This is a genomic window from Frigoribacterium sp. 2-23 (genome assembly GCF_049601585.1).
In the GTDB taxonomy this organism is placed as follows: Bacteria; Actinomycetota; Actinomycetes; order Actinomycetales; family Microbacteriaceae; genus Frigoribacterium.
Genome location: NZ_CP187126.1, coordinates 157,831 through 181,145, shown reverse-complemented (window position 1 = coordinate 181,145; position 23,315 = coordinate 157,831). Strand labels below are relative to the sequence as shown.

22 protein-coding genes are annotated in these 23,315 nt (G+C 71.9%); 9 read left to right on the top strand and 13 right to left on the bottom strand.

Annotated elements, in window-relative coordinates:
- Positions 1 to 404 precede the first annotated feature (404 nt).
- From ACPEEZ_RS00880 to ACPEEZ_RS00870, 3 genes are all read right to left on the bottom strand, one after another.
- A complete protein-coding gene (locus ACPEEZ_RS00880; protein WP_423924310.1) occupies positions 405 to 1,433 on the bottom strand; it encodes an NAD-dependent epimerase/dehydratase family protein in 1,029 nt (342 codons plus the stop codon).
- Positions 1,434 to 1,600: 167 nt separating this feature from the next.
- A complete protein-coding gene (locus ACPEEZ_RS00875; RefSeq protein ID WP_423921490.1) occupies positions 1,601 to 1,921 on the bottom strand; it encodes a DUF6355 family natural product biosynthesis protein in 321 nt (106 codons plus the stop codon).
- 11 nt (positions 1,922 to 1,932) lie between these two features.
- A complete protein-coding gene (locus ACPEEZ_RS00870) occupies positions 1,933 to 2,295 on the bottom strand; it encodes a hypothetical protein (protein ID WP_423921487.1) in 363 nt (120 codons plus the stop codon).
- A gap of 171 nt (positions 2,296 to 2,466) precedes the next feature.
- Here ACPEEZ_RS00870 and ACPEEZ_RS00865 point away from each other — a divergent pair, with 171 nt between their 5' ends.
- The gene (locus ACPEEZ_RS00865; protein ID WP_423921484.1) at positions 2,467 to 2,661 is read left to right on the top strand and encodes a hypothetical protein; all 195 of its coding nucleotides are present in this window, start codon (positions 2,467 to 2,469) and stop codon (positions 2,659 to 2,661) included.
- A gap of 141 nt (positions 2,662 to 2,802) precedes the next feature.
- Here ACPEEZ_RS00865 and ACPEEZ_RS00860 read toward each other — a convergent pair whose 3' ends face one another.
- The 3 genes from ACPEEZ_RS00860 to ACPEEZ_RS00850 form a co-directional block, all read right to left on the bottom strand.
- Positions 2,803 to 4,344 carry an aldehyde dehydrogenase family protein gene (locus ACPEEZ_RS00860; protein WP_423921481.1) on the bottom strand — a complete coding sequence of 514 codons (1,542 nt, stop codon included), beginning with the start codon at positions 4,342 to 4,344 and terminating at the stop codon, positions 2,803 to 2,805.
- A gap of 69 nt (positions 4,345 to 4,413) precedes the next feature.
- Positions 4,414 to 5,058 carry a class II aldolase/adducin family protein gene (locus ACPEEZ_RS00855; RefSeq protein WP_423921479.1) on the bottom strand — a complete coding sequence of 215 codons (645 nt, stop codon included), beginning with the start codon at positions 5,056 to 5,058 and terminating at the stop codon, positions 4,414 to 4,416.
- A gap of 47 nt (positions 5,059 to 5,105) precedes the next feature.
- Positions 5,106 to 6,434, bottom strand: a complete 1,329-nt coding sequence (locus tag ACPEEZ_RS00850) for an MFS transporter (RefSeq protein ID WP_423921476.1) — start codon at positions 6,432 to 6,434, stop codon at positions 5,106 to 5,108.
- Between the two features lie 127 nt (positions 6,435 to 6,561).
- Between ACPEEZ_RS00850 and ACPEEZ_RS00845 the strand changes: the two genes are divergently transcribed.
- Entirely contained in the window at positions 6,562 to 7,473 is a 912-nt protein-coding gene (locus tag ACPEEZ_RS00845; protein ID WP_423921473.1) for a sugar-binding transcriptional regulator, read from the top strand.
- 187 nt (positions 7,474 to 7,660) lie between these two features.
- On the opposite strand, the gene ACPEEZ_RS00840 is transcribed toward ACPEEZ_RS00845, so the two are convergent.
- A complete protein-coding gene (locus tag ACPEEZ_RS00840; protein ID WP_423921470.1) occupies positions 7,661 to 8,677 on the bottom strand; it encodes an NAD(P)-dependent oxidoreductase in 1,017 nt (338 codons plus the stop codon).
- A gap of 71 nt (positions 8,678 to 8,748) precedes the next feature.
- Positions 8,749 to 10,323 (bottom strand): FGGY family carbohydrate kinase, encoded by a 1,575-nt coding sequence (locus tag ACPEEZ_RS00835; protein WP_423921467.1) that lies wholly within the window; start codon positions 10,321 to 10,323, stop codon positions 8,749 to 8,751.
- A 438-nt stretch (positions 10,324 to 10,761) separates the two neighbouring features.
- Between ACPEEZ_RS00835 and ACPEEZ_RS00830 the strand changes: the two genes are divergently transcribed.
- From ACPEEZ_RS00830 to ACPEEZ_RS00815, 4 genes are all read left to right on the top strand, one after another.
- Positions 10,762 to 11,418 (top strand): GntR family transcriptional regulator, encoded by a 657-nt coding sequence (locus ACPEEZ_RS00830; protein ID WP_423921464.1) that lies wholly within the window; start codon positions 10,762 to 10,764, stop codon positions 11,416 to 11,418.
- 374 nt (positions 11,419 to 11,792) lie between these two features.
- Complete coding sequence (locus ACPEEZ_RS00825) at positions 11,793 to 12,446, top strand: hypothetical protein (RefSeq protein ID WP_423921462.1); 654 nt, start codon at positions 11,793 to 11,795, stop codon at positions 12,444 to 12,446.
- The gene (locus ACPEEZ_RS00820; protein WP_423921460.1) at positions 12,428 to 13,441 is read left to right on the top strand and encodes a signal peptidase I; all 1,014 of its coding nucleotides are present in this window, start codon (positions 12,428 to 12,430) and stop codon (positions 13,439 to 13,441) included. Before ACPEEZ_RS00825 ends, ACPEEZ_RS00820 begins: the two co-directional genes overlap by 19 nt.
- Positions 13,438 to 14,805, top strand: coding sequence for a family 16 glycoside hydrolase (locus ACPEEZ_RS00815; RefSeq protein ID WP_423921457.1), 1,368 nt, complete (start codon positions 13,438 to 13,440; stop codon positions 14,803 to 14,805). Before ACPEEZ_RS00820 ends, ACPEEZ_RS00815 begins: the two co-directional genes overlap by 4 nt.
- Positions 14,806 to 15,016: 211 nt before the next feature.
- On the opposite strand, the gene ACPEEZ_RS00810 is transcribed toward ACPEEZ_RS00815, so the two are convergent.
- Genes ACPEEZ_RS00810 through ACPEEZ_RS00795 form a run of 4 tightly spaced genes read right to left on the bottom strand, consistent with a single transcriptional unit; the run spans position 15,017 to position 19,688 of the window.
- Positions 15,017 to 15,607, bottom strand: a complete 591-nt coding sequence (locus ACPEEZ_RS00810) for an ATP-binding cassette domain-containing protein (protein ID WP_423921454.1) — start codon at positions 15,605 to 15,607, stop codon at positions 15,017 to 15,019.
- Positions 15,604 to 16,437, bottom strand: coding sequence for an ABC transporter ATP-binding protein (locus tag ACPEEZ_RS00805; RefSeq protein WP_423921451.1), 834 nt, complete (start codon positions 16,435 to 16,437; stop codon positions 15,604 to 15,606). The genes ACPEEZ_RS00810 and ACPEEZ_RS00805 overlap by 4 nt, the downstream gene beginning before the upstream one ends.
- Entirely contained in the window at positions 16,434 to 18,230 is a 1,797-nt protein-coding gene (locus ACPEEZ_RS00800; protein ID WP_423921448.1) for an FtsX-like permease family protein, read from the bottom strand. The genes ACPEEZ_RS00805 and ACPEEZ_RS00800 overlap by 4 nt, the downstream gene beginning before the upstream one ends.
- Before the next feature lie 30 nt (positions 18,231 to 18,260).
- Positions 18,261 to 19,688, bottom strand: a complete 1,428-nt coding sequence (locus tag ACPEEZ_RS00795; RefSeq protein WP_423921446.1) for an FtsX-like permease family protein — start codon at positions 19,686 to 19,688, stop codon at positions 18,261 to 18,263.
- A gap of 145 nt (positions 19,689 to 19,833) precedes the next feature.
- Here ACPEEZ_RS00795 and ACPEEZ_RS00790 point away from each other — a divergent pair, with 145 nt between their 5' ends.
- Positions 19,834 to 20,430 (top strand): hypothetical protein, encoded by a 597-nt coding sequence (locus ACPEEZ_RS00790; RefSeq protein WP_423921443.1) that lies wholly within the window; start codon positions 19,834 to 19,836, stop codon positions 20,428 to 20,430.
- 138 nt (positions 20,431 to 20,568) lie between these two features.
- On the top strand, positions 20,569 to 21,036 hold the full coding sequence (locus tag ACPEEZ_RS00785) for an MSMEG_6728 family protein (protein ID WP_423921441.1): 468 nt from the start codon (positions 20,569 to 20,571) through the stop codon (positions 21,034 to 21,036).
- Positions 21,037 to 21,172: 136 nt separating this feature from the next.
- On the opposite strand, the gene ACPEEZ_RS00780 is transcribed toward ACPEEZ_RS00785, so the two are convergent.
- A complete protein-coding gene (locus ACPEEZ_RS00780) occupies positions 21,173 to 22,219 on the bottom strand; it encodes an Lrp/AsnC family transcriptional regulator (protein WP_423921438.1) in 1,047 nt (348 codons plus the stop codon).
- 184 nt (positions 22,220 to 22,403) lie between these two features.
- On the opposite strand from ACPEEZ_RS00780, the gene ACPEEZ_RS00775 reads away from it, so the two are divergent.
- Positions 22,404 to 23,303, top strand: coding sequence for a polysaccharide deacetylase family protein (locus ACPEEZ_RS00775; protein WP_423921435.1), 900 nt, complete (start codon positions 22,404 to 22,406; stop codon positions 23,301 to 23,303).
- The last annotated feature ends 12 nt before the right edge of the window (positions 23,304 to 23,315 follow it).

Below are 23,315 nucleotides of genomic sequence, written 5' to 3'. Positions count from 1 at the left end.
CATTGGCCAGAACGAGGTTCGGAGCGCGGGAGGCGCGGGTCGGCCGACGCGGGAGGCGCTGGCTGCGCGAGTCGGCGAGCGCGGGAGGCGCTGGCTGCGCGAGTCGGCGAGCGCGGGAGGCGCGTCCGCTGTCCGGCTCCTACGGTTCAAACCGTAGGAGCCACGGCCCCAGCCAGCCGGACGCTGCGGTACGAACCGTAGGAGGCGCGGCCCAGCGAGCAGGATGCTGCGGTTTGAACCGTAGGAGGCGCGGGGCCGGGCGCCGAGGACTCGTCCCACGGCTCCGCACCGGCTGGCACCGCTCCGCGCAGGCTGGCACCGCACCGCACCGGCTGGCACCGCGTGGCACTGGGTTATGCGCGAGACACCGCGTTATATCGCGGTGTCTTGCGCAGAGCGCGGTGTCATTGTGCGGCGGTGAGCTCCTCGAGCAGACGGTGTTCGTCGCGATCGCTCAGCCCGACCGACGAGCCGGCGGTCGAGCCGGCAGCCGAGTCTCCACCTGACGCGGCCTCGCGCGCGCTCAGCGCATCGGCGAGCGTCTCCTCGAGCGGCCGCAGCCGCAGACCCGCCGCCCGCGCCCGAGCGTTCGACCGCGCGTTCATGCCGTACCAGTCGGGGTCGGCGATCCAGAGCGGGAGGGCGCCCGGTCCGGCCCACTGGCCGACGCCGTGGTCCGTCAGCCAGGTCTCGGGGGCGAGGACGGGCCGACTCGCGCCTCCTACGATTCGAACCGCAGCACGACGGGCGGCCTCGAGGTGCTCGGGGAACGGCACGACCGGGCCGAGGGCGTTGAACGTCCCCGACACTCCGGCCTCGATGCCGTGCACGAGCCAGTCGGCGAGGTCGCGCACGTCGATGATCGACGCCGGCAGCTCGGGCGCATCGGGAACCAGCACCGCACCGTCGGCCGCCGGGTGCGCGAACCGCCAGGGCCAGTGGTCCGTGCGGCGCGTCGGGTCTCCCGGGCCGCCGATCAAGCCGGGACGGACGATCAGGCTGCGGTCGTCGAACCCGGCGCGCACGGCGTCCTCGCACGCGACCTTTGCGGAGCCGTAGAGCTCGGCGCCGTCATACGTGTCCGCCTCGAGCGGCTCGAGCACCGCGCCGGTCTCGTCGGCATCGAGCTCGGCCTGGGATGCGTAGACGCTCGTGGTCGAGACGAACGCATACCGATCCGCCGAGTCGCGCAGGTCGCGGACCGCCCGGCGCACGTGCCCCGGCTGCCGGGCCACGTCGACGACGGCGTCCCAGTGCTCGGACGCGACGCCGCTCAGCGCGTCGTCGTCGTCGCGGTCGGCCGTGACGAGCCGGGCACCGTCCGGGATGTCCGAACCCCGTGCCACGCAGGTCACGTCGTGCCCCCGCTCGAGGGCGCGCTGCGCGAGGTGCCGACCGAGCCAGGCGGTGCCGCCGAGGACGAGTGTCTTCAGCGATGCAGCTTGCCACGGGGCGCGGGGCGGGCGTTCTCGGGGACGCGACCCGCGCCTCCTCGGCTCCCGAAGGACCTCGTTCTGTGCAACGAACCGCGTTATAACGAGGCTCGTTGTACAGAACGAGGTTTATATAATCTTCGACAACCGTAAACCTGTAGCGCTGGTTAGCAGTACTTCTTCGTCCAGGTCGCCCCGGTCAGGGCGCCGAGATCGGGGTTGGCGTAGAGCGTCGTCTCACCCGGTGTCACGCACATCTGCTTCGTCGCATAGGTGTACTTGACCGTGATGGTGACGTTCTTCGACTTGCAGTTGTTGTAGGTCCCCTTCTCGTAGTGACCGTCGTCACCACCCCCGAGGCTGCCGGTCGTGATCGGGTAGAACCCGCACGGCGAGGCGGCTTGCGCGGGCGCGGCGCCGACGAGAGAGCCGCCGACGACGGCGACCCCACAGGCGGCCAGAGCAGAGATTCGCTTGAGCTTGTTCATGCTTCCCCCTCTCAGCAGGTGCCGGTCTTCTTGGCGCCGCTGATCTGCTTGTCGTTCTCGGTGAAGCCGAGTCGGGTGTCGCCCTTCGGGACGCAGTACGTCTTCGAGCCGCCCTTCCAGGTCACCTTCACCTTCTCCTTGCCGCTGGAGCAGTTACCCCAGTGCGCCACCTGCCGCTGTCCGCCGAACGGATCGACGGACCCGACGATGGGCACGCTGACCTGCCAGTCGGAGCTGTAGGACTCGATCTCCTCGCTGTAGTTGCACACCATCGCGCTCGCGGGTGCGGCGGTGAGGAGTGCTCCTCCACCGACGATCGCAACCCCCGTCGCGACACTCGCGGCCAACGCCCGGACTCCGTTTCGAATTTGCATGTGTGTTCTCCTATCAGCCGCCCCCGCGGCCTGTTGGTATATCCAATGCACATTCACCCCATCGGAGGGCATCAACCACGCTTGCACTGCATGAACGTCATGTCAAATTATTTGAACTTTCGGGCCTGATACGATGCACTAGTCAATAATCGAGCAGAGGGGGTATGCACCTTGACGAGAATTTCTACAAGGGGAGCGACCTGGGGCGCCGTGGCGTGCCTCGTCGTGGCGCTCGTCGCCGTGGGGCTCCGCCGCAGCGAGACCATCGGCGATGCGATCGCGATCCCGGTGGTCGCCGTGTTCGTCCTCGGCTTCGTCGCGCTCACGATCGTGACCGGGCTCCGCCGGAGCCGACGGCAGCCGTAGCCGCCCCTCGCCCGCGAGCCCGACGAGGTGTCGCTTCGGGTCGATGTTCTCCGAGAACATCAGCCCGACGCGACACATCGTTGAGAGGAAGGAAGGGAGGGAGGGACGGACGGGGAGGGACGGGAACGCAGGAGGCGCGGGTTACGGCGCGAGACTGGTCCAGACGGTCTTCGTCTCGAGATACGACTCGAGGTTCGCGTGGCCCATGTCGCGCCCGTACCCCGACTGCTTGTACCCGCCGAAGGGCGCGGCGGCATCCGTGGCGCCGTACATGTTGATGTAGACCGTCCCGGCCTGCAGCCGCCGGGCGAGTCGGTTGGCGCGCGAGATGTCGCGCGTCCAGATGCCGGCCGCGAGTCCGTAGGGCGAGTCGTTGGCGCGCCGCGCGATCTCCTCGATGTCGTCGAAGGGTTGGGCGACGACGACGGGGCCGAAGATCTCCTCGCGCACCGCCGTGAACGTGTCGTCGACGTCGGTGAGCACGGTCGGGCTGACGTAGAAGCCTCCGGGGTCGACGGACGACGGCATCGAGCTGCCGCCCGCGGCGACGGTCGCGCCCTGCTCCTGCGCGCCGTCGATGAACCCGCGCACGCGCTCGTGCTGGCGGGTGCTGATCAGTGGCCCGACCTGCGACGCGGAGTCGAGACCGTGCCCGACTCGCATCGCCGACGCGATCTCGCCGAGGCGACCCACGACGTCGTCGAACGACCTCTTCTGCACGTAGAGCCGCGACCCGGCCGAGCACGACTGACCCGCGTTCGAGAAGATCGCGGCGGCGGCTCCCGCGGCGGCCTCGTCGACGGGGCTGTCGTCGAACACGATGTTCGGGCTCTTGCCGCCGAGCTCGAGTGTGACCCGCTTGACCATCGGGGCCGCGCGCTGCGCGATCCGCGTGCCGACGGCCGTCGAGCCGGTGAACGCCACCTTGTCGACACCGGGGTGGTCGACGAGGGCCTCCCCCGCCTCCTGACCGTATCCGGTGAGCACGTTGAGCACGCCCGCCGGGATGCCTGCCTCGAGGGCGAGCTCGCCGAAGCGCAGCGCGGTCAGCGGCGTGTTCTCGGCCGGCTTCAGCACGATCGTGCAGCCGGCCGCGAGCGCCGGGGCGATCTTCCACATCGCCATCAGCAGCGGGAAGTTCCACGGCACGATCTGCGCGACGACGCCGACGGGCTCGCGCTCGGTGCGCACCATGACGTCGGGCATCGACACCGGGATTGTGTTGCCCTCGATCTTCGACGACCAGCCGGCGAAGTACTCCAGGTGCCGGATCGCGAGCGGCAGGTCGTTCTCGATCACGCTCTGCCGCAGCTTGCCGCCGTCGAGTACCTCGAGCGCGACGATCTCGTCGGCGTGGGCCTCGAGGAGGCGCGCGAAGCGTTCGATCAGCCGCCCGCGGTCCAGCGCGCTCATCCGGCGCCACGGGGCATCGTGCGCGAACGCCCGACGTGCCGCCTGCACCGCGCGGTCCGCATCGACGGCGTCGCCGGCCGCCGCGTGCGCGATCACGTGCCCGGTGCCGGGATCGACGACGTCGATCACCCGGTCGCTGTGGGCCTCGACGAACCGACCGTCGATGAGGAGGCGCGGGGGACGAGCGAGGAACGCCCGCGTCGTCTCGTCGACCCGAGGGTCGAGATCGGTCGGGGCCGCGGTGGCCTGAGTCGTGTCGTACGTGGTCATAGCTGTCTCCCGGGGTGAGGGGGGCGAGGGGGTCGAGGGGGCGAGGCGCCGAGGTGCCGAGGTACCGGCTCAGGCGTGGTGCAGCGCGGCGAAGTCCGCGGCCGGGAACTCCGACGTGGTGTCGCCCAACGCGAGGGCGCGGTAGGTCGCGGTCGCCGCCTCCTCGAGGTTGAGCGCGCGGCGGAAGGCCATCTCGATGGAGTCGCCGAGAGCGGAGCAGCCGTGGTGCCCCATGATGATGCAATCGTGCTCGGCCGCCTGCTCGGCCGCGGAGTCGGCCAGGACGTCGGAGCCGTTCGGATAGAACGGCGTGCGCCCGACCGACTTCACGTAGTACGCGTGGTCGAGGGTGATGAGCCGCACGCGGTGTCCGAGCGCGTCGAGCAGCACGGCGTGCTGCGGGTGCACGTGCACGACCGCGTTGACGTCGGGGCGCACCTGGTAGCTGCGCTGGTGCAGCTTCCACTCGCTCGACGGTTTCGGCGAGCCCCCGGCGACGTCGCCGTGGAGGGTCATCACCGAGAAGTCCTCCGGCCGGAGGCGGTCGAGCCAGGTGCCCGCCCCGGTGACGACGAACCGGTCGGCGCCGATGCGGGCCGACAGGTTGCCGCCGCTGGCGAGGGCCAGACCGCGCTCGACGGCGTTGCGACCGACGTCCTGCAGCTCGGCGATCGCGGCGGCGACGGCGGTGGTGTCGGGGGTGGTGGTACTCACGGTGGTGCTCCTCTTGTCTGGGTGGTGTCGCGGCTGCCGGGTGGTCGTCAGGCGACGGCGCCGCGTCCGTCGGGTTCGATGGCCACGCCGGAGGCGCGGGCCGGGTCGGTGTCCCGCTCGACCTCGTCCGCCGGCTTCTTCAGCAGGAAGGTCAGCCCGAAGCCCACGAGATACATCACCGCGATCACCCAGACGGTGCCGCCGACCCCGATCGGGCCGACGAGCCCGGCGATGACCGGACCGATGAACTGGCTGAGCCCGGCCCCGAGGTTGAGGATCGCGACGGCGGCCGCCTTGTGCATCGGGGCGAGCAGCGGCACGACGGCCGACAGCGGGACGAACATCCCGAGCGCGAGTCCGTAGAGGATCGCGATGACGAGGGTGAGCCCGAAGACCGGGCCGAGCACCGTCGGCACGTAGTACAGGCCTAGCACGGTGGCGAAGCAGCCGATGCCGCCGGCCCAGGCGATGACGTTGACGCGGCCGATCCAGTCCGACAGGTAGCCCGAGATCAGGTTGGCTGCGACGTTCGCCGCGAGCATGGTGCCCCAGATGACCTGCCACTGCGTCTGCGTGAAGCCGATGTCGCGCACCATGTACGTGCTGAGGAAGACGACGAACGCGTAGAACGACAGCGTGTTGATCAGGCGGACCACGCCGCCGAATCCGACGCGCGGGTTCGACTTCACGATCGTGATGCTGCTCACGACGCCGCGCACGCTGGCGGCGACCGTGATCGGCTCGCGCACGGGGTTCCGCAGCAGCACGGCGACCATGATGCCGCCGACCGCGATGAACGCGAGCGAGAGCCAGAGGGTGGCGAGCTCGCCGATCACGGGGATGACGGCACCGGCGAAGTAGGAGCTGATGACGCCGAGACCGAGAGTCGAGAAGAACCAGTACCAGCCGACCGCGCGGCCCATGACGGCCTCGTCGGTGTCCATGGTCACCCAGACCAGGAAGCCGTAGGAGAACATCGGGTAGCCGAGCCCCCGGATGCCGAACGCGATCAGCATGACCGTGAAGTTCTGCTGCATCACGCCCAGCAGCAGGAAGACGACCTCGAAAACCACCCAGATGCCGAAGCCGAGCATCATGACGCGCTTCGGGCCCCAGGCCTCGGCGAGCGCGCCGCTGAGCCAGGCGGCCGCGGCGACGACGATGCCGTAGACGGCGAACAGCAGGGCGACGGAGCCCTCGGTGAAACCGAGGCTGTCGAGGTAGGGCGAGAGGAACCCGGCCTCGATGCCGTCGCCGACCATGAACAGCGTGACCGCGACGAAGCCCCAGGCGATCGGACGGGAGATGCCCTGCGTGCGCAGGAGCCGGGCGAATCCGCCCTCTCGGGGCGGGGTGATGCTGACCATGCTGACCATGTCGTGACTCCTCGTTGAGTGACCCGGGTTGAACAATTGTTCAGCAGACTGAACTAATGCACTCATCTTGCCCCGCGCCTTCTGCGCTGTCAAGAACAGATGTACGACGTCGAGTACGCTCGTTCACATGCTCATGGGTCGGGTCGCTCGCATGTACTACGAGCACGGGCTCACGCATCAGGAGATCGCGAATGCGCTGGGGCTGTCCCGCATCCGCGTGACGCGACTGCTTCAGGAGGCGCGCGCGACCGGCGTCGTCGAGATCGTCGTCCACGTGGACGAGTCGTTGTTCGCGGACGACGAGCATCGCCTCGCCGAGCGCTACGGCCTGAACCAGGTCTGGATCTCGCCGAGCGTCGGCGACGCCGACAAGGCCGACCGCGCCTTCGCGAGCGTCGGCGCCGAGGCGCTCGGCACCGTGCTCGACACCGACATGACCGTCGCGCTCGGGCTCTCGACCGCCGTGGCGCAGGTCGTCTCGGCCGTGCCACGCAGCACGACCGGCGGCACGTTCGTCCCGATCGGCGGCAGCAGCAGCGGACCCGCCCAGGCATCGAACCCGCACGAGCTCGCACTGCGGCTCGCGTCGGCGACCGGGGGGCGGGCGTTCCACCTGCCCGCACCGCTCGTCTCGGCCACCGCCGAGGCGGCCGCGCTGGCGTACTCCGACCCCGCCGTCGCGGACGTGCTGACCCTCGCGGCGGGCGCCGACCTGCTCGTCGCGGGCGTCGGGGGCACGGGTCGCGACGAGGGCATCCTGCTCGGCTCGCTGCCCGCCTCGACGCGGGACGAGCTGATCGCGGCGCACGCGGTCGGCGACCTGGCCGGACGGTTCTTCGACGCCGAGGGTCGGCACGTCACGAGCCCGCTCGACGACCGGATCATCGCGCTCGACCTCGACCAGCTGCGCGGCATCCCGCGCCGGCTCGGCATCGCCCGCGGCGCGTCGAAGGTCGTGCCGCTGCGCGCCGCGCTCGCGAGCGGGCTGCTGACGATGCTCGTGACGGACTCCGCGACGGCGGAGGCGCTGCTCGGCTGAGCCGCCGCCGCTGTCACTGCCGCTGCCGCTGCCGCCGCCGCCGCCGCTGCCGCCGCCTACGCACCTCGTTCTGATCAACGCACCTCGCAAGAACGAGGTGCGTTGATCAGAACGAGGTGCGACGGCGCGATGTCGCAGCTGCGGGAGGCGCGGAGGCGACCGGCGCGGTCGACCGGACCCGCGCCTCCTACGCGGTCGTCGACGCCGCCGCCGCGAGCTGCCGCGCGTTCGCGATCGCCCGCGGCTGACCGCCGTCGGCCCACGTGACGAGCGCCTCCGCGGCGATGCGGGAGTGTTCGCCGATGACGTCGTCGGAGGCCCCGGCGATGTGCGGCGTCAGCGTGACATTGTCGAGGGCGAGCAGTTCGGAGTCGTGGGGCAGCGGCTCCTGGTAGTAGACGTCGAAGCCGGCGCCGGCGATGCGGTGGTCGCGGAGCACGTCCATCAGGGCGGTCTCGTCGATGATCGCGGCCCGCCCGGCGTTGATCAGGAACGCGCTGGGCTTGAGCAGGGCGAGCTCGCGGGCACCGAGCAGCCCCTCGGTCTCGGGCATCAGCGGCACGTGCACCGTGACGATGTCGGACGTGCTCAACACCTCGTCGAGCGGGGCGACGACGGCCTCGTCGCCGAACGCGTCGGCGGGCAGGAAGGGGTCGTAGACCTTCACGGTCATGCCGAAACCGCGGGCCCGTTTCAGCACCCGCGCGCCGACGGCACCGCCGCCGAGGATGCCGAGCGTCCGGCCGCCGAGCCCGATGCTGCGGAAGATCGAGTACGGCTCGAACACGTCGTCGTCGCTCCAGTTGCCGGCGCGCAGCCAGCGCTCGGACGCGCTCACGTGGCGGACCGTCGCGAGCAGCAGCGCGAAGCTCAGGTCGGCCGTCACCTCGGCGTTGCGTCCCGGCGTCGTCGCGACCGGGATACCGCGGGCCGCACACGCGTCGAGGTCGACGTTGACGGGCTTGGCGCGGCACGAGACGACCAGTTGCAGGTCGGGTGCGAGCGCGAGGGTCGCCTCGTCGACGACGTCGAGCTCGGCGACGATGACGTCCGCCGCGGCCAGCTCGCGCTCGAGACCCATCTCGGCGAGCGACAGGCCGTCGAGACTCGGCTCGATGACGGTGACGTGGAACCGCTCGGACAGACGCGCGACGACGTCGGGGTCGAACGCGGCGGTGACGAGTACGCGGGGTTTGTCGGTCATGAGGTCCTCCTGGGTGGTTCGCGGGTCGTGGGGTCGGTCGGTCTGGGGGGGGGTGCGGGCGCGGGCGCGGGTCAGGCGAGCACGGTCGCGTCGGCGGGCGCGGGTGCCGGGTCGGCTGGCGCGGGCGCGGGTGCCGCGTCCCGCAGCCGGCGCAGGGCGCGCCAGTGCGGCCGGAGCGCATCGCGGGTCGCGGCGAACACCGCGGCGGACTCCCGGTAGGAGGCGCGGCGTGCGTCGTCCGGAGCGAACACGGTCGACGAGGGCGTCAGGGCCGCGACACCCGCGGGCAGATCGGCGAACACCCCGGCGGCGACGCCGGCCATGATCGCGGAGCCGCGGGCGCCCACCTCGGGTGCGTCCTGCCTCCTGACCTCGCGACCCGAGACGTCGGCCAGGACGGAGCAGAGCAGATCCGAGTCGGAGCCGCCGCCGCAGATCGCGAGCGCGCCGTCGAGCCCGAGCGCGTCGAGGCACTCGGCGAGACCGAACGCGAGGCCCTCGTAGACACTGCGCAGCAGCTCGCCGGGCGAGGTCGTGATGCTCATGCCGAGCCAGGCGGCCGAGGCCGCACTGTCGAAGAAGGGGGCGCGCTCACCGCTCGGCGAGCCGTACGGCAGGTAGACGACGCCGTTGCTGCCCGGCGGGACGGCGGCGGCCTGCCGCTCGACCTCGCGCCAGTCGAGGTCGCCGAGCCCGAGGGTGTCGCGCACCCAGTCGAGATTGGGCGTGCCCGTCATCGGGGCCAGCGACTCGAGCACCTGCGTGCCCCGACCGGTCGAGAGGACGATGCTCGCGTCGACCCGCACGTCGGAGCGCCTGGCGTGGTTCACCCCGACGAACCCGGTCGTGCCGAGGATGGCGTAGCCGTCGCCGTCGTTCACCGCACCGAGCCCGACACCCGCGGCCGCCGTGTCGACGAGACCGACGCTGACCGGGATGCCCGGCGGCAGGCCGAGACTGGCCGCGACGCGGGAATCGAGGGCGCCGGCGACGCTCACGGGGTCGAGCACCTCGGGGAGTCGGTCGCGCATGTCCGACTGGCCCAGCGCCTCCAGCAGGTCGTCGCTGTAACGCCCCGTGGCGGTGTCGAGCCAGCCGCGGCTGGCCTCGCTCGGGTCGGTCGCCCGGCGACCGGTCATCTTGAAGCGCAGCCAGTCCTTGCAATTGAGCTGCGTCGCGATGCGGGCCCGCGCCTCCGGATCGGTGTCGGCGAGGTCGGCGAGCAGGAGGGGGACGGCTCCGGGGAAGAGCGGCGAGCCGGTCGCCCGCGCGACGGCGTCGGCGCGACCGTCGAGCAGCCAGGCGTCGAGGCGGTCGGAGGTGCGGGCGTCGAGCCAGAGGGCGGCATCGCGGACGGGCACGCCGCGCTCGTCGACGAACCAGGCGCCGTCGCCCTGACCGGTGATGCCGATCGCGACGACCTCGTGGCCGTCGGCGGAGATCTGGTCGACGACGGCCGAGACGGTCGTGGCGGCGGCGTCCCAGACACGGTTCATGTCGGCCTCGGCCTCGCCGTGCTCGCCGCGCGCGATGTGCACGGTGGAGCGGGCGACGCCGACGATCGCACCGTCGAGCGTGAAGGCGACGGTCTTGACCGAGGTCGTCCCGGCGTCGATGCCGAGGATGGTGGCGGTGCGTCTTTGCACGGTAACTCCGAACATTGGTGCGGTTGCACGATCAGATGTTCAGCGTAGCTCGTCGGGCGCGGTGGCGCCAGCCCTGCGGTGAGTGGGGGTGCTGTGGGCGGGGGCGCGGCGGGCGGGTCCGGGCCGAGAACCGCGTTCTGGCCAATGAACCTCGTTGTATCGAGGTTCTTTGGCCAGAACGAGGTTCGCCGCCCGGCACAGCCGCTCCTGCGGTTCGAACCGCAGGAGGCGCGGGTCGGCAGGCCGGGTGCTGCGGTTCGAACCGCAGGAGGCACGGGTCGGCAGACCGGGTGCTGCGGTTCGAACCGCAGGAGGCGCGGGTCGGCAGGCCGGGTGCTGCGGTTCGAACCGCAGGAGGCACGGGTCGCGACGGGCAGGAGGCACGCCTCGCGAAAAGAGAGGGCGCGCGCTGCGGGCGGCATCGTGCAGAATGCCGTCATGCCGGTGCCCGCGTCGCAACCCTCCGCCGAACGTCGACTGCTGCGCGAGACGGTGCGCGATCGAATCCGCGAGGCGATCCTCGACGGGACCCTCGAACCGGGCGAGCGCCTGCACGACGAGGAGCTGATCGCGTGGCTGCAGGTGTCGCGCACCCCGATCCGGGAGGCGCTCGGCGAGCTGGCCAGTGCCGGACTGATCGAGATGGCACCGAACCGGTACACCCGCGTCATGACGCCCGACCCCGACGAGGTGCTCGATGCGATCCAGACGCTCGGGGTGATCCTCGGCGGAGTGACCCGCCTGGCGACTCCCGACCTCCCCACGGCCGCCCGCACCTCGGCGACATCCCTGATCGAGGACGCGACGAAGGCCGTGGCCGCCCGTGACGGCGCCGCCTGGAACAGCATCAACCTCGAGCTCTTCGACCTGTTCGCCGAGCACTGCCAGAACACGCTGCTCGTGGAGCTGTACCGCAGCACGCGCGACGGTCTGTCGTACAAACTGCGCGCACCGGGGCTCGTCGACATCCTCGACTGGGACGACCTCGCCGGGCACTACGCGGATCTGGCCGAGGCCGTCACGTCGCACGACGCGGTCGGTGCCGAGCTCGCGACGGAGTCGATCCACCATCTCCCGCATCGCCCCGTCGCCTGACCCGCGCCTCCTTCTCCCCCGTCCCTCCCCCGCACCTCCCGACGATGTGACGCGTCCGGCGGGTGTTGCGGCCGAACATGCACCCGACGCGACACATCGTTGCCCCGGTCGGGCACGCGCCGCGGCCCGGGGGCACCTCGTTCTGATCAATGCACCTCGCTCCAACGAGGTGCGTTGATCAGAACGAGGTGTTCGGCACCCGGCGCCGCGCAGCGGTGCGCCCCGAATTGGGGTGTCCTCACTTTTGCGGACACACCTACTGTGACAAGTGTCCGGTGTGGGACCGATCGTTCTGTCGCAGAGCGCCCGGCCCGGCTCGATCACAGCTATCCGGACCGCAGTGCATACGCCCCGACCGAAAGCACGGATCACCGATGACCTCGTCCCACCGCGCTCGCGCGCGCCTCCGCACCACCCCGCTCGCCCTCGTGACCGGCCTCGTCGCCGCGTCGCTCGTGGCCCTGACCATGTCGGGCACGCTGTCGGCGTTCTCAGCCAGCATCACGAACTCGCAGAACACCGCCGCCACCGGCACCCTGCTGATGGAGGAGAGCAGCACGGGCAAGACCACGTGTACGAGCTCGCCCGCCTCGACCGTCTCGAGCAGCAATGCGAACGCGTCGTGCACGTCGATCAACAAGTTCGGCGGCAGCACGCAGATGACCCCGGGCACCACCGTGACCACCGACGTCGTCATCAAGAACACCGGCACGCTCGCCGCCTCGACGTTCACGCTGCTGCCTGCCGGTACCTGCCAGCGCGGCACGAACGGATCGACGAACGGCACCGCCTCCGACATCTGCGCGAAGATGACCGTCGTCATCAAGACCGGGACGTCGCAGGTCTTCTCCGGCACGCTGGCCGCGCTCGGCACGGCCACGCCGGCCTCGTTCACCAACATCCCATCGACGGTCGCCGCCGGCTCGTCGGTCCCCTTCACGTTCGCCGTCACCCTCGACCCCGGCGCCACGAACGACTACCAGGGCCTGAGCGCCTCGGTTCCGCTCACGTGGACGTTCACGGCCTGACCCGCACCGCGCCTCCGGCGGCTCACCCGCCGGAGGCCGCGGCCGGTGCGCCCGCGAACGACGCACGCGCGAACGACGGCCTGTCGTCGCTCTTCGGCGCCGCCGCGCCCACCACGGCCGAGACGCCCGGCAGCACCACCGCCGACGCGCCGAACCGCGCCTCCCGCCGGGCCCTCGCCATCACGATCGCCGTCGCGGCCGCCGTCCTCGTCGCGCTCCTCGCGCTGCACCTGGCCGGTGTCCGCAGCTACGTCGTGCGGACCGCCTCCATGGGCACCGCCGCGCCGGTCGGCACGCTCGTCGTGACGTCGCCGGCAACGGTCGACGAGCTGCGCGTCGGCGACATCGTCACGTTCCGCCCGCCCGAGCGGGAGGCCACCACGTTCACGCACCGTGTCGTCGACATCACGGCGGCCGGCGTCTCGACCCGCGGCGACGCCTCCGAGGTGGCCGACCCGTGGACCATCGGCGACCGCGACATCGTGGGCCGGGCCGACCTCGTCCTGCCGGGGGTCGGCTGGATCGTCCGGGCCCTGCCCTGGCTCGCCCTCGGCTCCGGAGTGGTCTGGGCCCTCACCCTGCTCGTGACCTCGCGCCCGCACCGCTCGGCCCTGCGCGTGCTCGGCGGCACCCTGGTCGTCGCCGGGACATCCGCTCTGCTCAAGCCGTTCATCGCCGCGACGGTGCTCGCGACCACGTCCGCGCCGACCGGCGACGGCGGCACGGCGACGGTCGTCTCGACCGGCGTCATGCCGATCCGCCTGACCACCCCCGAGGGCGTGTCGACCGTCTTGACGAGCGGCCAGGTCGGCGAGCTGACACTCGCCGGCACCAGTTCAGGAGGCACGGGCAGCCTCATCACGCTGGCCCCGCATCTCGACGTGGCCGGTTGGATCGCCTTCGCCGCCGTCAGCTGCCTGCCGCTGATCTGGTGCCTCACGGTCGGGTTGACCCCGCACCACGCGCCGAGCGGCCGACGGGTGGCGGCGCCGTGACGCGCGGCTCCTCGGGGACGGGACGTCTCTCGCGCCCCGGCCCGCGCCTCCTGCTGGTCACGGCCCTGGTGCTCGCGGCCACGCTGCTCGCCCTGCTCTCGGCGACGCCGGGCACCTCGGGCGCGTTCACCGCGTCGGTGCGGAACAGCACGAACACGGCCGTGACGGCGTCGGACTTCGGGCGCACGACGAACGAGCTGCCGTACCGGTCGACGTTCGCGGGCGGCACGGCGGGCGTCTCGGAGTGGACGACGTACGACGACCCCACGTGCTGGAAGACGATGGTCGTCAACGGATTCGGCATGTACTACGACCAGTGCAAGAGCGCGTACGACGGCGACAAGGCCGTGACCGGGCGCGCCGACTGGACCGACTACACCCTGCAGGCCGACATCAAGCTCGACGAGGGCGACCAGGTCGGTCTGCTCACGCGGGTCACGAACCCCGGCAAGGGCTTCGACAACTACACCGGTTACTACGCGTACATCACGGCCAGCGGGAACCTCGAGCTGGGTCGCACGATCAACGGCAGCTACACCTTCCTCACGACGACGAAGATCCCGGGCGGGGTCTCACTCGATACCTGGTACCACCTCGTCGTCCAGATGAAGGGCTGCACGATCACGCTGTCGCAGAGCACGGTCGGGGCGTCGGGGCCGAGTGCCGTCAACTCCCTGCGCTACATCGACACGAATTGCGTGCCGACGGCCGGCGCGATCGGCCTGCGCGACTTCAACGCACGCGGTGCCTGGCGGTTCGTGACCGTCACGGCCGGGGCGAATGACACGGCCCTGTCGACGGCCAAGATCCCGTACAACTCACCGTGGAAGACGGGCCTGTCGCCCGGATTCACGACGTACGGCGGCACGTGGAGGAACGACGAGGTCGCCGAGACCTACTCGAACACGGCCGACGGCAAGGGCAACAAGTCCGTCGAGACGACGCAGAACTGGACCGACCTGTCGCTCACGGGCGAGGTGCGCTTCGACGCCGCGCCGATGTCGTACCTCGACGCCGGGTTCAACGTGCGGGTGCGCAACCCGGGCGTCGGCACGGACCAGCTCGACGGCTACTACGCGGGCATCTCGAGCACGTCGTTGATCATCGGCCGGCACGACGCCGGCAGATGGACGGAGTTCGTCCGGACGCCGTTGGCGGCCACCGTGACACAGGGCGAATGGCAGCACCTGACGGTCGAGATGGTCGGCTGCCGCATCACGGCGACGGCCCAGGCGACGAACGGAGGGGCGCAGACCTCGGCGAGCTACCTCGACACCGGGTGCACGGGGACGACGGGCACGGTCGGGGTGCGGACGCTCGCGATCCCGGCGAGCTTCCGCAGCCTGGCGGTCACGCCGCGGTAGCCCTCTCCGCCCTGGTCTCTCTCGTCCCCTCGTCTCCGCAACGAAGTGACCCGTCCGGTCGATGTTTCGCGCAGACATGCGCCCGACGGGTCACATCGATGAGACGGGGAGAGACCTCTTCCAACGAAGTGACCCGTCCGGTCGATGTTTCGCGCACACATGCGCCCGACGGGTCACATCGATGAGACGGGCCGGCCCGAGGAGGCGCGGGTCAGCCCTCGACCACGGCCGTCGTCAGCACGCAGGCCCCGGCCCGCCGCGCCTCGTCGACCTGCGCCCAGACGAGCGCGGCGCCGGCCGGGTCGAGCTCGCTCGTGGGGTCGTCGAGGCAGAGCACCGCGGGCTGCCCGATGAGCGCCCGCGCCACGGCCACGCGCTGCTGCTGACCCCCCGAGAGCTGCTCGAGCAGGTTGTGGTGACTCGCCTCGGGCACACCGAGACGGTCGAGCACCGACTCGATGTCGGCCCAGTCCGGCACCCGCCCGCCGCGAGCCATCAGCGACACCGCGACGTTCTCGGCAGCCGTGAGCGAGCCGATCAGCTCGTGCTGCCGGGTCACGAGTCCGGTACCCCCGGCGGGCAGCTCCACCCGCCCCCGCACCGCGGCGTCGAGTCCGGCGACGACACGCAGCACGGCGGTCGGCACACCGTCCGGCCCGCCGGGCAACTCGGCGCTCGTGCCGGGCGGGACGTGCAGGTCGATCGGCTCCGAGGTCGAGCCGTCGGGCGCACGCACGACGAGACCGACCAGGCGCAGCCCCTGGTCGGCGACCCGTGCCTCCTCGGTGGTGTGGTCGGTCACGACAGCTCCTCGTCCGCGACGCGGCGCACGCGCAGCTCGCCGTCGCCCACCTGCTCGACCGACACGAGCGCGCCGTCGGGCCAGTCGGCGCGCAGGGCCTGCGGCAACTGCAGCGAGCCGTCGGTGCCGAGCACGGACCAGCGGCCGGCGGCGGTCGCCTCCTCGCCGACGCGACCGTCGCGCAGGTGCACCATCCGCTGCATGCGCTGCGCCACCGCGTCGTCGTGCGTCACGACGAGCACGGCCGTCCCCGCCGCGTCCGCGGTCTCGACGAGCAGGTCGAGCAGGGCGTCGCGCGCGGTCGGCCCGAGCCGGCTGGTCGGCTCGTCGGCCAGCAGCAGCCGGGGCCGCGGCGCCAGCGCGACGGCCAACGCCACGACCTGCTGCTCGGTCGGCGTCATCTCGCCGACAGGGCGCCGGTCGCCCGACAGCCCGCCCGAGCGCAGCACGCGGCGACCGACGTGCGTGTCCTCCCGGGCCGACCGGCCGGCGGCCCAGGCGAGGTTGCCGGCGGCGTCCTCGTGCAGCAGCAGGTTCGCCGACGCGCCCTGCATCATCAGGCCGAGCGTGCCGCGGCGCAGCTTCCGCACCTGCGCCGCACTCGCCGTCGCCAGATCGGTGCCGAAGACCTCCGCCCGCCCCGCCGACGGACGCGTCACCCCCGCCACGATCGACAGCAGGGTCGACTTGCCCGACCCCGACGGGCCGAGCACGGCGAGTCGCTGGCCGGCGGGCACGAGCAGGTCGATGCCGCGCAGGGCCGCGACGTCGGTGCCCGCCTCGCGGTAGACGTGCACGAGCCCCTGGCAGAGCAGAGCGATGTCGGTCACGGGGTGCCTCCGGGCGGTCGAGGGTGCGAGCGGCGACGGACGGGGTCGCGACGGGCGCGGCGGGTGCCGTGCATACCGCTGCCGGGACCGGCGCGACCGTCACCGCGGGCCAAGCCGGCACCCCGAGCCCCCGCGCCGACCGAGCCCCGCGCGCCCCGCCGGACGCCGTCCCGCGGCACCTCGACCCGCGCGGCCACCCCGGCGATCCCGGCGACGAGCGCGAGCATCCCGAGCCCGATCGCGACGAGCGGCCAGGCAGCCGGCGCGAGTTCGGGCGGCGGCGTCCGTCCGACGCCCACGAGCAGCGGCAGCCCCGACACGGTGGCCACGTAGGCGAGCAGTCCCGCGCCGACGCCGAGCACGACCCCGACGGCGGGAGGCACGAACGTCTCGAGCGCCGCCAGCAGCCGCAGCCGCCGCCGGGGTACGCCGGCGGCTTCGAGCGCCTCGCGGTCGCGGCGACGCGACGGCGCCGACACGATCCGCAGTGCGGCGGTCGCCGCGAGCGTCAGCAGCAGCGACGCGGCCCCGACCACGACGGTCGCCGAGGAGGCGCGGGGCGTCGACGCGCGCCGGTACTCCTCCGTCACCGTGGCGAGCGAGCGCGAGGCGACCACCTGCACGCCCTGACGTGCCAGGTCGTCGACGACCCGCGCCTCCTCGGTCTTCGACAGGGGCGCGAGCCACACCTCGTGGCTCGCCCCGGATTTCGCCGGGTCGCTGATCCGCTCGAGCATGCCGAGGTCGACCATGACTCCCTCGCCACCGATCCGCGGCAGGATGCGCGCGTGGCCGACGTCGGCCAGTGCCCGCTCGCTCAGGTCGGGCCCGATGCCGACGATCCCGTCGTCGACGCCGGCGAGCGGCGAGACGGGTGTGCCTTGCGCGACCAGGGCGGGCAGCGGTTCGGGGGCGTCGAACGGCGCGATGGACGACGTGTTGGCACCCTGCTCGTCGATCAGACGCAGGGCCAGGCCGCCGTCGGGGGCGTCGGTGACGGTGGCCCTCGCCGGTCGCTGGGAGTCGACGTCGTCGCCGATCCGGTCGTGCCAGCGCTTCTCGCTCAGCACGGGCTGCAACTCGGCCGCGCTCTGACGGTCGGTCGAGATACCGGCGAGGCGCAGCTGCACCCCGAACGGCGGGGTCGTCGCGCGGGAGGCGGTCGCGCCGAACCAGACGACCCGGCAGCCGGTCTCGCAGGGGAACCGTCCGGGCACGCTCGTCAGTGTGCCGTCGCGCGGCGAGCCGAAGTCGACGGTGTGCCAGCCGTCCGCCGACTGCACGACGAGGCGCAGCGAGACGTCGTCGAGATCCGTGACGAACTGGTCGCCGCTGTAGCCGGACGGAGCCGCGGTCGCAACGCCGTCGACGTCGATCGACACGCTCGACCCGGTCAGCTCGACGGAGTCGGCGACCTCCGGCGCCAGCAAGCTCGCGAGCCGCTGGGGGGTGCCGGCGTCGCTCCACGCGCTCGACCAGGCCGAGACGGCACCGAGCCGGGACGAGTCGACGGCCACCAACCTCCCGACGCCCTGACCGCGCTCGAAGACGTCGACCGCCATCGCCCTGCGGCCGTCGGGGTCGGCGGCGCGCACGGCGTCGACGAACGGGACATCGCCGGGCACCGCGACGGTCAGCGCCGTGGCCGCCCCGACGGAGGCGCGGGCCCGGTCGATCTGCAGTCGGTCGGCGGTCGTCGCGACCTGGGTCGACCAGCCGGCGATCGCGACGCCGAGGCAGACGAGCACGGCCGCGGTCAGCACCGACGGCGTGCGACCGAGACGGCGGACCACGAGGAGGGACGACAGCGTCCGCGGCGGTCGTCACGTCGAGCGCCCCACGGCGAGCGCGACGACGCGCAGGCCGATCACGCCGACGAGCACGGCGACGAGGCTCGGCGCGAGCAGCGCGACCCCGGGCCCGGTCGCGTCGGACTGGGTGACGGCGCTGGCGAGCACGACCACCGTGACGAGTGCGAGGCCGGCCTGGACGACGACAGCGAGGCGGCCGAGTCGGCGGGGCTCGGCGGAGCGGGCGAGCAGTTCGTCGAGGGGCACCCGCGCCGAGCGGAGGCTGGCCGCGGCGAGCGCGACGAGCGAGCCGACGACGGCGAGGGCCGCGGCGCCGACGACGAGCGGCTGGAGGGGCTCGACCGGCACGTCCGCGCCGAGCCACCCCCGCACGACGACGACGACGAGGGCCCAGCCGGCCAGCGCCCCGAGCACGCCGCCGACGAGCACCGCGAGCGCCGGCTCGGTGAACACGATGCCGAGCCAGCGGCGTCGGGTCGTGCCACGCAGCCGGGCCAGCCCCCACTCGGCCGAGCGCACGCGGGCGAGTCTCTGCACGACGAGCGCGACGGCGAACCAGGCGAGAGCGAGGGCCTGCAACGCGGTGACCGCGGCGAGGATCGTCGCGGCGTCGGCCTGCGCCGCGTCGCGGCGGAGCACGTCGGCCAGTCGGGTGCGCAACTCGGCGCCGGAGTCGGCGCCGGCCTGACCGAGCGTCGCCTCGCGGGCGGTGTCGAGGTCGGCGTACACCGTGTCGAGGTCGTCGAGGGCGAGGGGGCGGGCGAGGACGAGGGCCGCGTAGGCCTTGGACGTGAGCAGCAGCTGGTCGAAGCCGCTCGACGTGAGCACGAGGTCGCTGCTGACCGGAGCGTCGACGCTCACGGCCCGAGACGGCGCCGCGTAGAACCGGCCGTCGCCCCGGGCGGTGTCGTAGCGGCCGACGACCGTCAGCTGCGTCACGCCGTTGTCGGCGGTCACGGAGAGGACGTCGCCGGGGACGACGCCGTCGTCGGTCGCCGGGACCATGACGTCCGTCGCCGCCTTCGGGCACGTACCCGCGACGAGCACGACGTCGCCGCAGTCGGTGTTGTAGAGACCCGCGACGCGGGTGGAGCCGGTGGCCGACGCGTCCCGGGTCGAGACCCACGTGACGGGGCTCCCCGACTCGGCGGCCACGACGGGCTCGCGCCAGATCGTCTCGCTCTCGACGGACGACACGACCGCCCGGGCGTTCGACGCGGCGACGACCATGCGGCCCGGGTCGACGTCGGCGACGCTGACGATGGCCGTGTCGTCGAGGTGGGCGCTCGACGTGGCCTCGGCCAGGCCGAGTTGCTCGACGGAGCGCAGCAGCGTCGGGGCGAGCACCGACACGAGCACGGCGAGGGCGGAGAGCACGACGAGCGAGAGCGCGCCCGCGGGCCGCCGACGGATGCTCGTGAGCCACGCCGGTGTCGCCATCGCACCTCCCTGTGCTCGATCGACCCCCGTGGTCGCCTGGAAAGAACCTAGACCCTCCCGTCCGCCCAGCGGAGAGCCGGGACGCCCGGCCCGGTCACCGGCTAGCGTGGTCGGACACCTGCACGACGACGTGAACGGACCTCTGATGACGCATCCCTCGTACCCCGGCGGCGACCAGCAGCCCGGTGGCCCGGCGTATCCCGCACAGCAGCCCGCGTACCCGGGGCAGCCGAGCTACCCCGGCGGCTCCGACCCGGGGCAGCCGCGTCGCACCGACGTGTCGCCCTCGACGCCGTTCTTCTGGGTGATCGTGCTGTTGCCCCTGACCGGCCTGCTGATCTTCACGATGGTCGATCTGCACGCCTATCTCTCCGACATCATGCGAGTCGCCGAGGCGGGCGCCGACCCGTCCACGGGCGCGGTACCGATGATGCCGACGCCCCCGGGGCTGCTCATCGGCCAGCTGATCAGCTGGGCGGCGTACGCACTCACGGTCGTGCTCGCGTTCTTCGACTGGCGGACCCTGCGCAACCGCGGCATCGACCGGCCCTTCCCCTGGCCGTGGGCGTTCCTGTCGCTCGTCTACGTGATCGGGCGCAGCGTCGTCGTGAAGCGACGCACGGGCCGCGGGCTCGCGCCGCTCGTCGTCTACATCGTGGTCGTCGTGGGTGTGTTCGTGGTCTCGTCCGCGATCGTCGCCTCGGCCGTCGGCGCGGTCGCCTCGACGGTCTCGGGTTCGTGACCCGCGCCTCCTGATGTCCCGCTCCTCCCCGTCTCATCGAGGTGTCGCGTCGGACTGATGTCGTGGCCGAACATCGACCCGACGCGACACCTCGATGCGGGGGCGGGCGGCTCGCGCCGGAGCGTGTTGGGTGGAGGGATGCAGACGTTCCTCCCGTACCCCGGCCTGCGCGCGAGTGTCGAGGTGCTCGACGACAAGCGGCTCGGCAAGCAGCGGGTCGAGACACTGCAGGTGATGCGGGCACTCGTCGTGCCGGGCTACGGCTGGCAGAGTCACCCGGTGACGGCGATGTGGCGCGGGTACCGGCCGGCGCTCATGGCGTACCAGGTCGAGACGTGCGCCGTGTGGGCCGAACGCGGGTTCGCCGACACGTGTCTCGAGAAGACGCTCGCGACGCTCGACGAGGTGCCCGACGACGCGGCCGCGTTCCGCAGCGGCGAGTACGAGATGCCTCCGTGGTTCGGGCGGGAGGACGTGCACCGCTCGCACCGTTCCAAGCTGCTCGCGAAGATGCCCGAGTTCTACACGGACGTCTTCGGCGACGAGCCCGCCGATCTCGAGTACGTCTGGCCCGTGCCGTCGGCGTCGTCGACCCCGACGAAGTGACCCGTTCGGTCGATGTTGACGCGAAACATCGACCCGACGGGTCATCTCGATCACACGACTCGAACGAAGTGACCCGTTCGGTCGATGTTCCGTCGAAACATCGACCCGACGGGTCATCTCGATCGGAGGACCGGCGTCAGCGACGCAGCACGTTCGGCACCTGCGCCCCGAGACGCGAGCCGTCGCGGTCGATCCAGTACCGCCGCCGCAACCCGAGCCCCGCGACACTCTGGATCGAGCGGACCCACGGCATCGCCCCGAGGTCGTCGCGGATGAACGCCGCGAGATCCGCGGGCCCGGTGAACACGCCCGACAGGCTGATCGGCACCGACCCGGTGACCGTCGAGAGCAGCCGCACACTCGGGTGCAGCGCCACCCGCTCGAGCGTGCGCGGGATGTCGCGCGGCTGCACGTCGATCGACACGAGTCCGTGCAGCGGGTACCCCATCAGGTCGGACTGGATCTCGACCCGCGGCGTCACGGCTCCGGTCTGCAGCAGCAACCTGATCGCCCGGGCCGCGGTCGAGGCCGACACACCGAGCGTCCGTCCGACCTCGGCGGCCGTGACCCGGCCGTTCGCGCCGAGCATCCGCATCGTCTCGAACTCGAACTCGCTCAGCTGCGCGAGGTCGTGCAGCGGTGGCTGCGCGGTGACGGCGGCGTGCTTCTCGAGCCGTGCGACGCGGTCGTCGTCGAGGCGGCGGTAGCGCCAGGCGAGCCCGACCTTGGCCGGCTCCAGGATGAGCCGGCTGTCGATCGCCCGCACCCCGGGGATGGAGGGGATGACGCTCGCGAGCAGCTCCTCGTGGTCCGACCCGTTCAGCGGGAAGAGATTCGCGTAGATGTCGGCCGGCCCGCTCGTCTGCACGACGAACTGCACGTCGGGGATGCGCAACAGCTCCGTCAGCACCGCGCGCGACTGGCCGGGCGCCGACGTGATCCAGAGTTCGTAGGGGTTGCTGGACGTGATCAGCTCCCACGCGAAGCGGCCGACGACACGAAGGAGGCGCTCCTCCTGCAGGCGGACGAGTCGCCGACTCAGGGTGCTCACCGGCAACCCGACGATCTCGGCGAGCGCCGCCGTGGGCACGCGCGGTGCGACGTGCATGGCCGCGACGATGTCGAGGTCGGTCTCGTCGAGGAGGGGCTGCGGCTGGCCGGCAGCGGACACGAGGCGTGGCACGGCCTCAGGATACGGGCGCGACGCGAGGGGCGGACGTCGCCGACCCGCGCCTCCTGATTCATCCAACCGTTTCGAGGTTGAAATGCGACGGAAACAACCATTTCGCTTGAGTCTGATTGTATTTCTTTCTACAGTGACCTACGTCGGTGACATCGAGGTCAGTGACAGCGCCAGGAGGAACCTCATGGAACAGCAGCAACCGTGGCAGTGGAGCGAGTCGGAGTGGCGCGGGCACGTCGAGTTCGTCCGTGCCGGTCGATCGCTCGTCGACACGGACCCCGCCCTCCGCTGGCCGGGTGGCGCGCAGGTCGCCGTCGCGATCTCGTTCGACTCCGATCACGAGACCCCCGCCCTGCGGGACGGTGAGACCTCGCCGGGCCGCATGGCCCAGGGCGAGTTCGGCGCCCGTCACGCCGTGCCGCGCATCCTCGACCTGCTGGCCCGGCACGAGGTGCCCGCGTCCTTCTTCATGCCGGCCGTCTGCGCGCTGCTCCGCCCCGAGGAGGCGCCGGGTTACGTCGCCGCCGGTCACGAGGTCGCCGTCCATGGCTGGATCCACGAGCGCAACACCGCGCTCGGCCACGACGACGAGCTCGAGCTGACGTCGCGGGCGATCGAGGTCTTCGAGAGGCAGATCGGGCAGCGCCCGGTCGGCATCCGCACCCCGTCGTGGGACTTCTCCGGGTCGACGCTCGCCGTGATCCGGGAGCTCGGCTTCGCGTACGACTCCTCGCTGATGGCCGACACCGAGCCGTACGAGCTGCTCGAACGCGGCGAGCGCACCGGTGTCGTCGAGCTGCCCGTCGAGTGGATCCGCGACGACGCGCCCTATCTGATGATGGATCGCTTCGGCGGCCTCCGACCGCACATGCCGCCGCGCGACCTGCTGCAGATCTGGATCGACGAGTTCGAGGGCGCGCGTGCCGAGGGCGGGCTGTTCCAGCTCACCCTGCACCCGCACATCATCGGCCACCGGTCGCGCCTGCGCATCCTCGACGACCTGCTGGCGCACATCCGCCGGGTCGACGACGTCTGGTTCGGCACGCACGCCGACCTCGCGGCGCACGTCGGGCGCCTCCTCTAGACGCGACCCGCG

Bases quoted from the DNA above. Each gene is read 5' to 3' on its own strand.
- ACPEEZ_RS00875 (WP_423921490.1), bottom strand. From the start codon at position 1,921: ATGAACAAGCTCAAGCGAATCTCTGCTCTGGCCGCCTGTGGGGTCGCC.
- ACPEEZ_RS00870 (WP_423921487.1), bottom strand. From the start codon at position 2,295: ATGCAAATTCGAAACGGAGTCCGGGCGTTGGCCGCGAGTGTCGCGACG.
- ACPEEZ_RS00860 (WP_423921481.1), bottom strand. From the start codon at position 4,344: ATGACCACGTACGACACGACTCAGGCCACCGCGGCCCCGACCGATCTC.
- ACPEEZ_RS00850 (WP_423921476.1), bottom strand. From the start codon at position 6,434: ATGGTCAGCATGGTCAGCATCACCCCGCCCCGAGAGGGCGGATTCGCC.
- ACPEEZ_RS00845 (WP_423921473.1), top strand. From the start codon at position 6,562: ATGCTCATGGGTCGGGTCGCTCGCATGTACTACGAGCACGGGCTCACG.
- ACPEEZ_RS00840 (WP_423921470.1), bottom strand. From the start codon at position 8,677: ATGACCGACAAACCCCGCGTACTCGTCACCGCCGCGTTCGACCCCGAC.
- ACPEEZ_RS00830 (WP_423921464.1), top strand. From the start codon at position 10,762: ATGCCGGTGCCCGCGTCGCAACCCTCCGCCGAACGTCGACTGCTGCGC.
- ACPEEZ_RS00825 (WP_423921462.1), top strand. From the start codon at position 11,793: ATGACCTCGTCCCACCGCGCTCGCGCGCGCCTCCGCACCACCCCGCTC.
- ACPEEZ_RS00795 (WP_423921446.1), bottom strand. From the start codon at position 19,688: ATGGCGACACCGGCGTGGCTCACGAGCATCCGTCGGCGGCCCGCGGGC.
- ACPEEZ_RS00790 (WP_423921443.1), top strand. From the start codon at position 19,834: ATGACGCATCCCTCGTACCCCGGCGGCGACCAGCAGCCCGGTGGCCCG.
- ACPEEZ_RS00785 (WP_423921441.1), top strand. From the start codon at position 20,569: ATGCAGACGTTCCTCCCGTACCCCGGCCTGCGCGCGAGTGTCGAGGTG.
- ACPEEZ_RS00775 (WP_423921435.1), top strand. From the start codon at position 22,404: ATGGAACAGCAGCAACCGTGGCAGTGGAGCGAGTCGGAGTGGCGCGGG.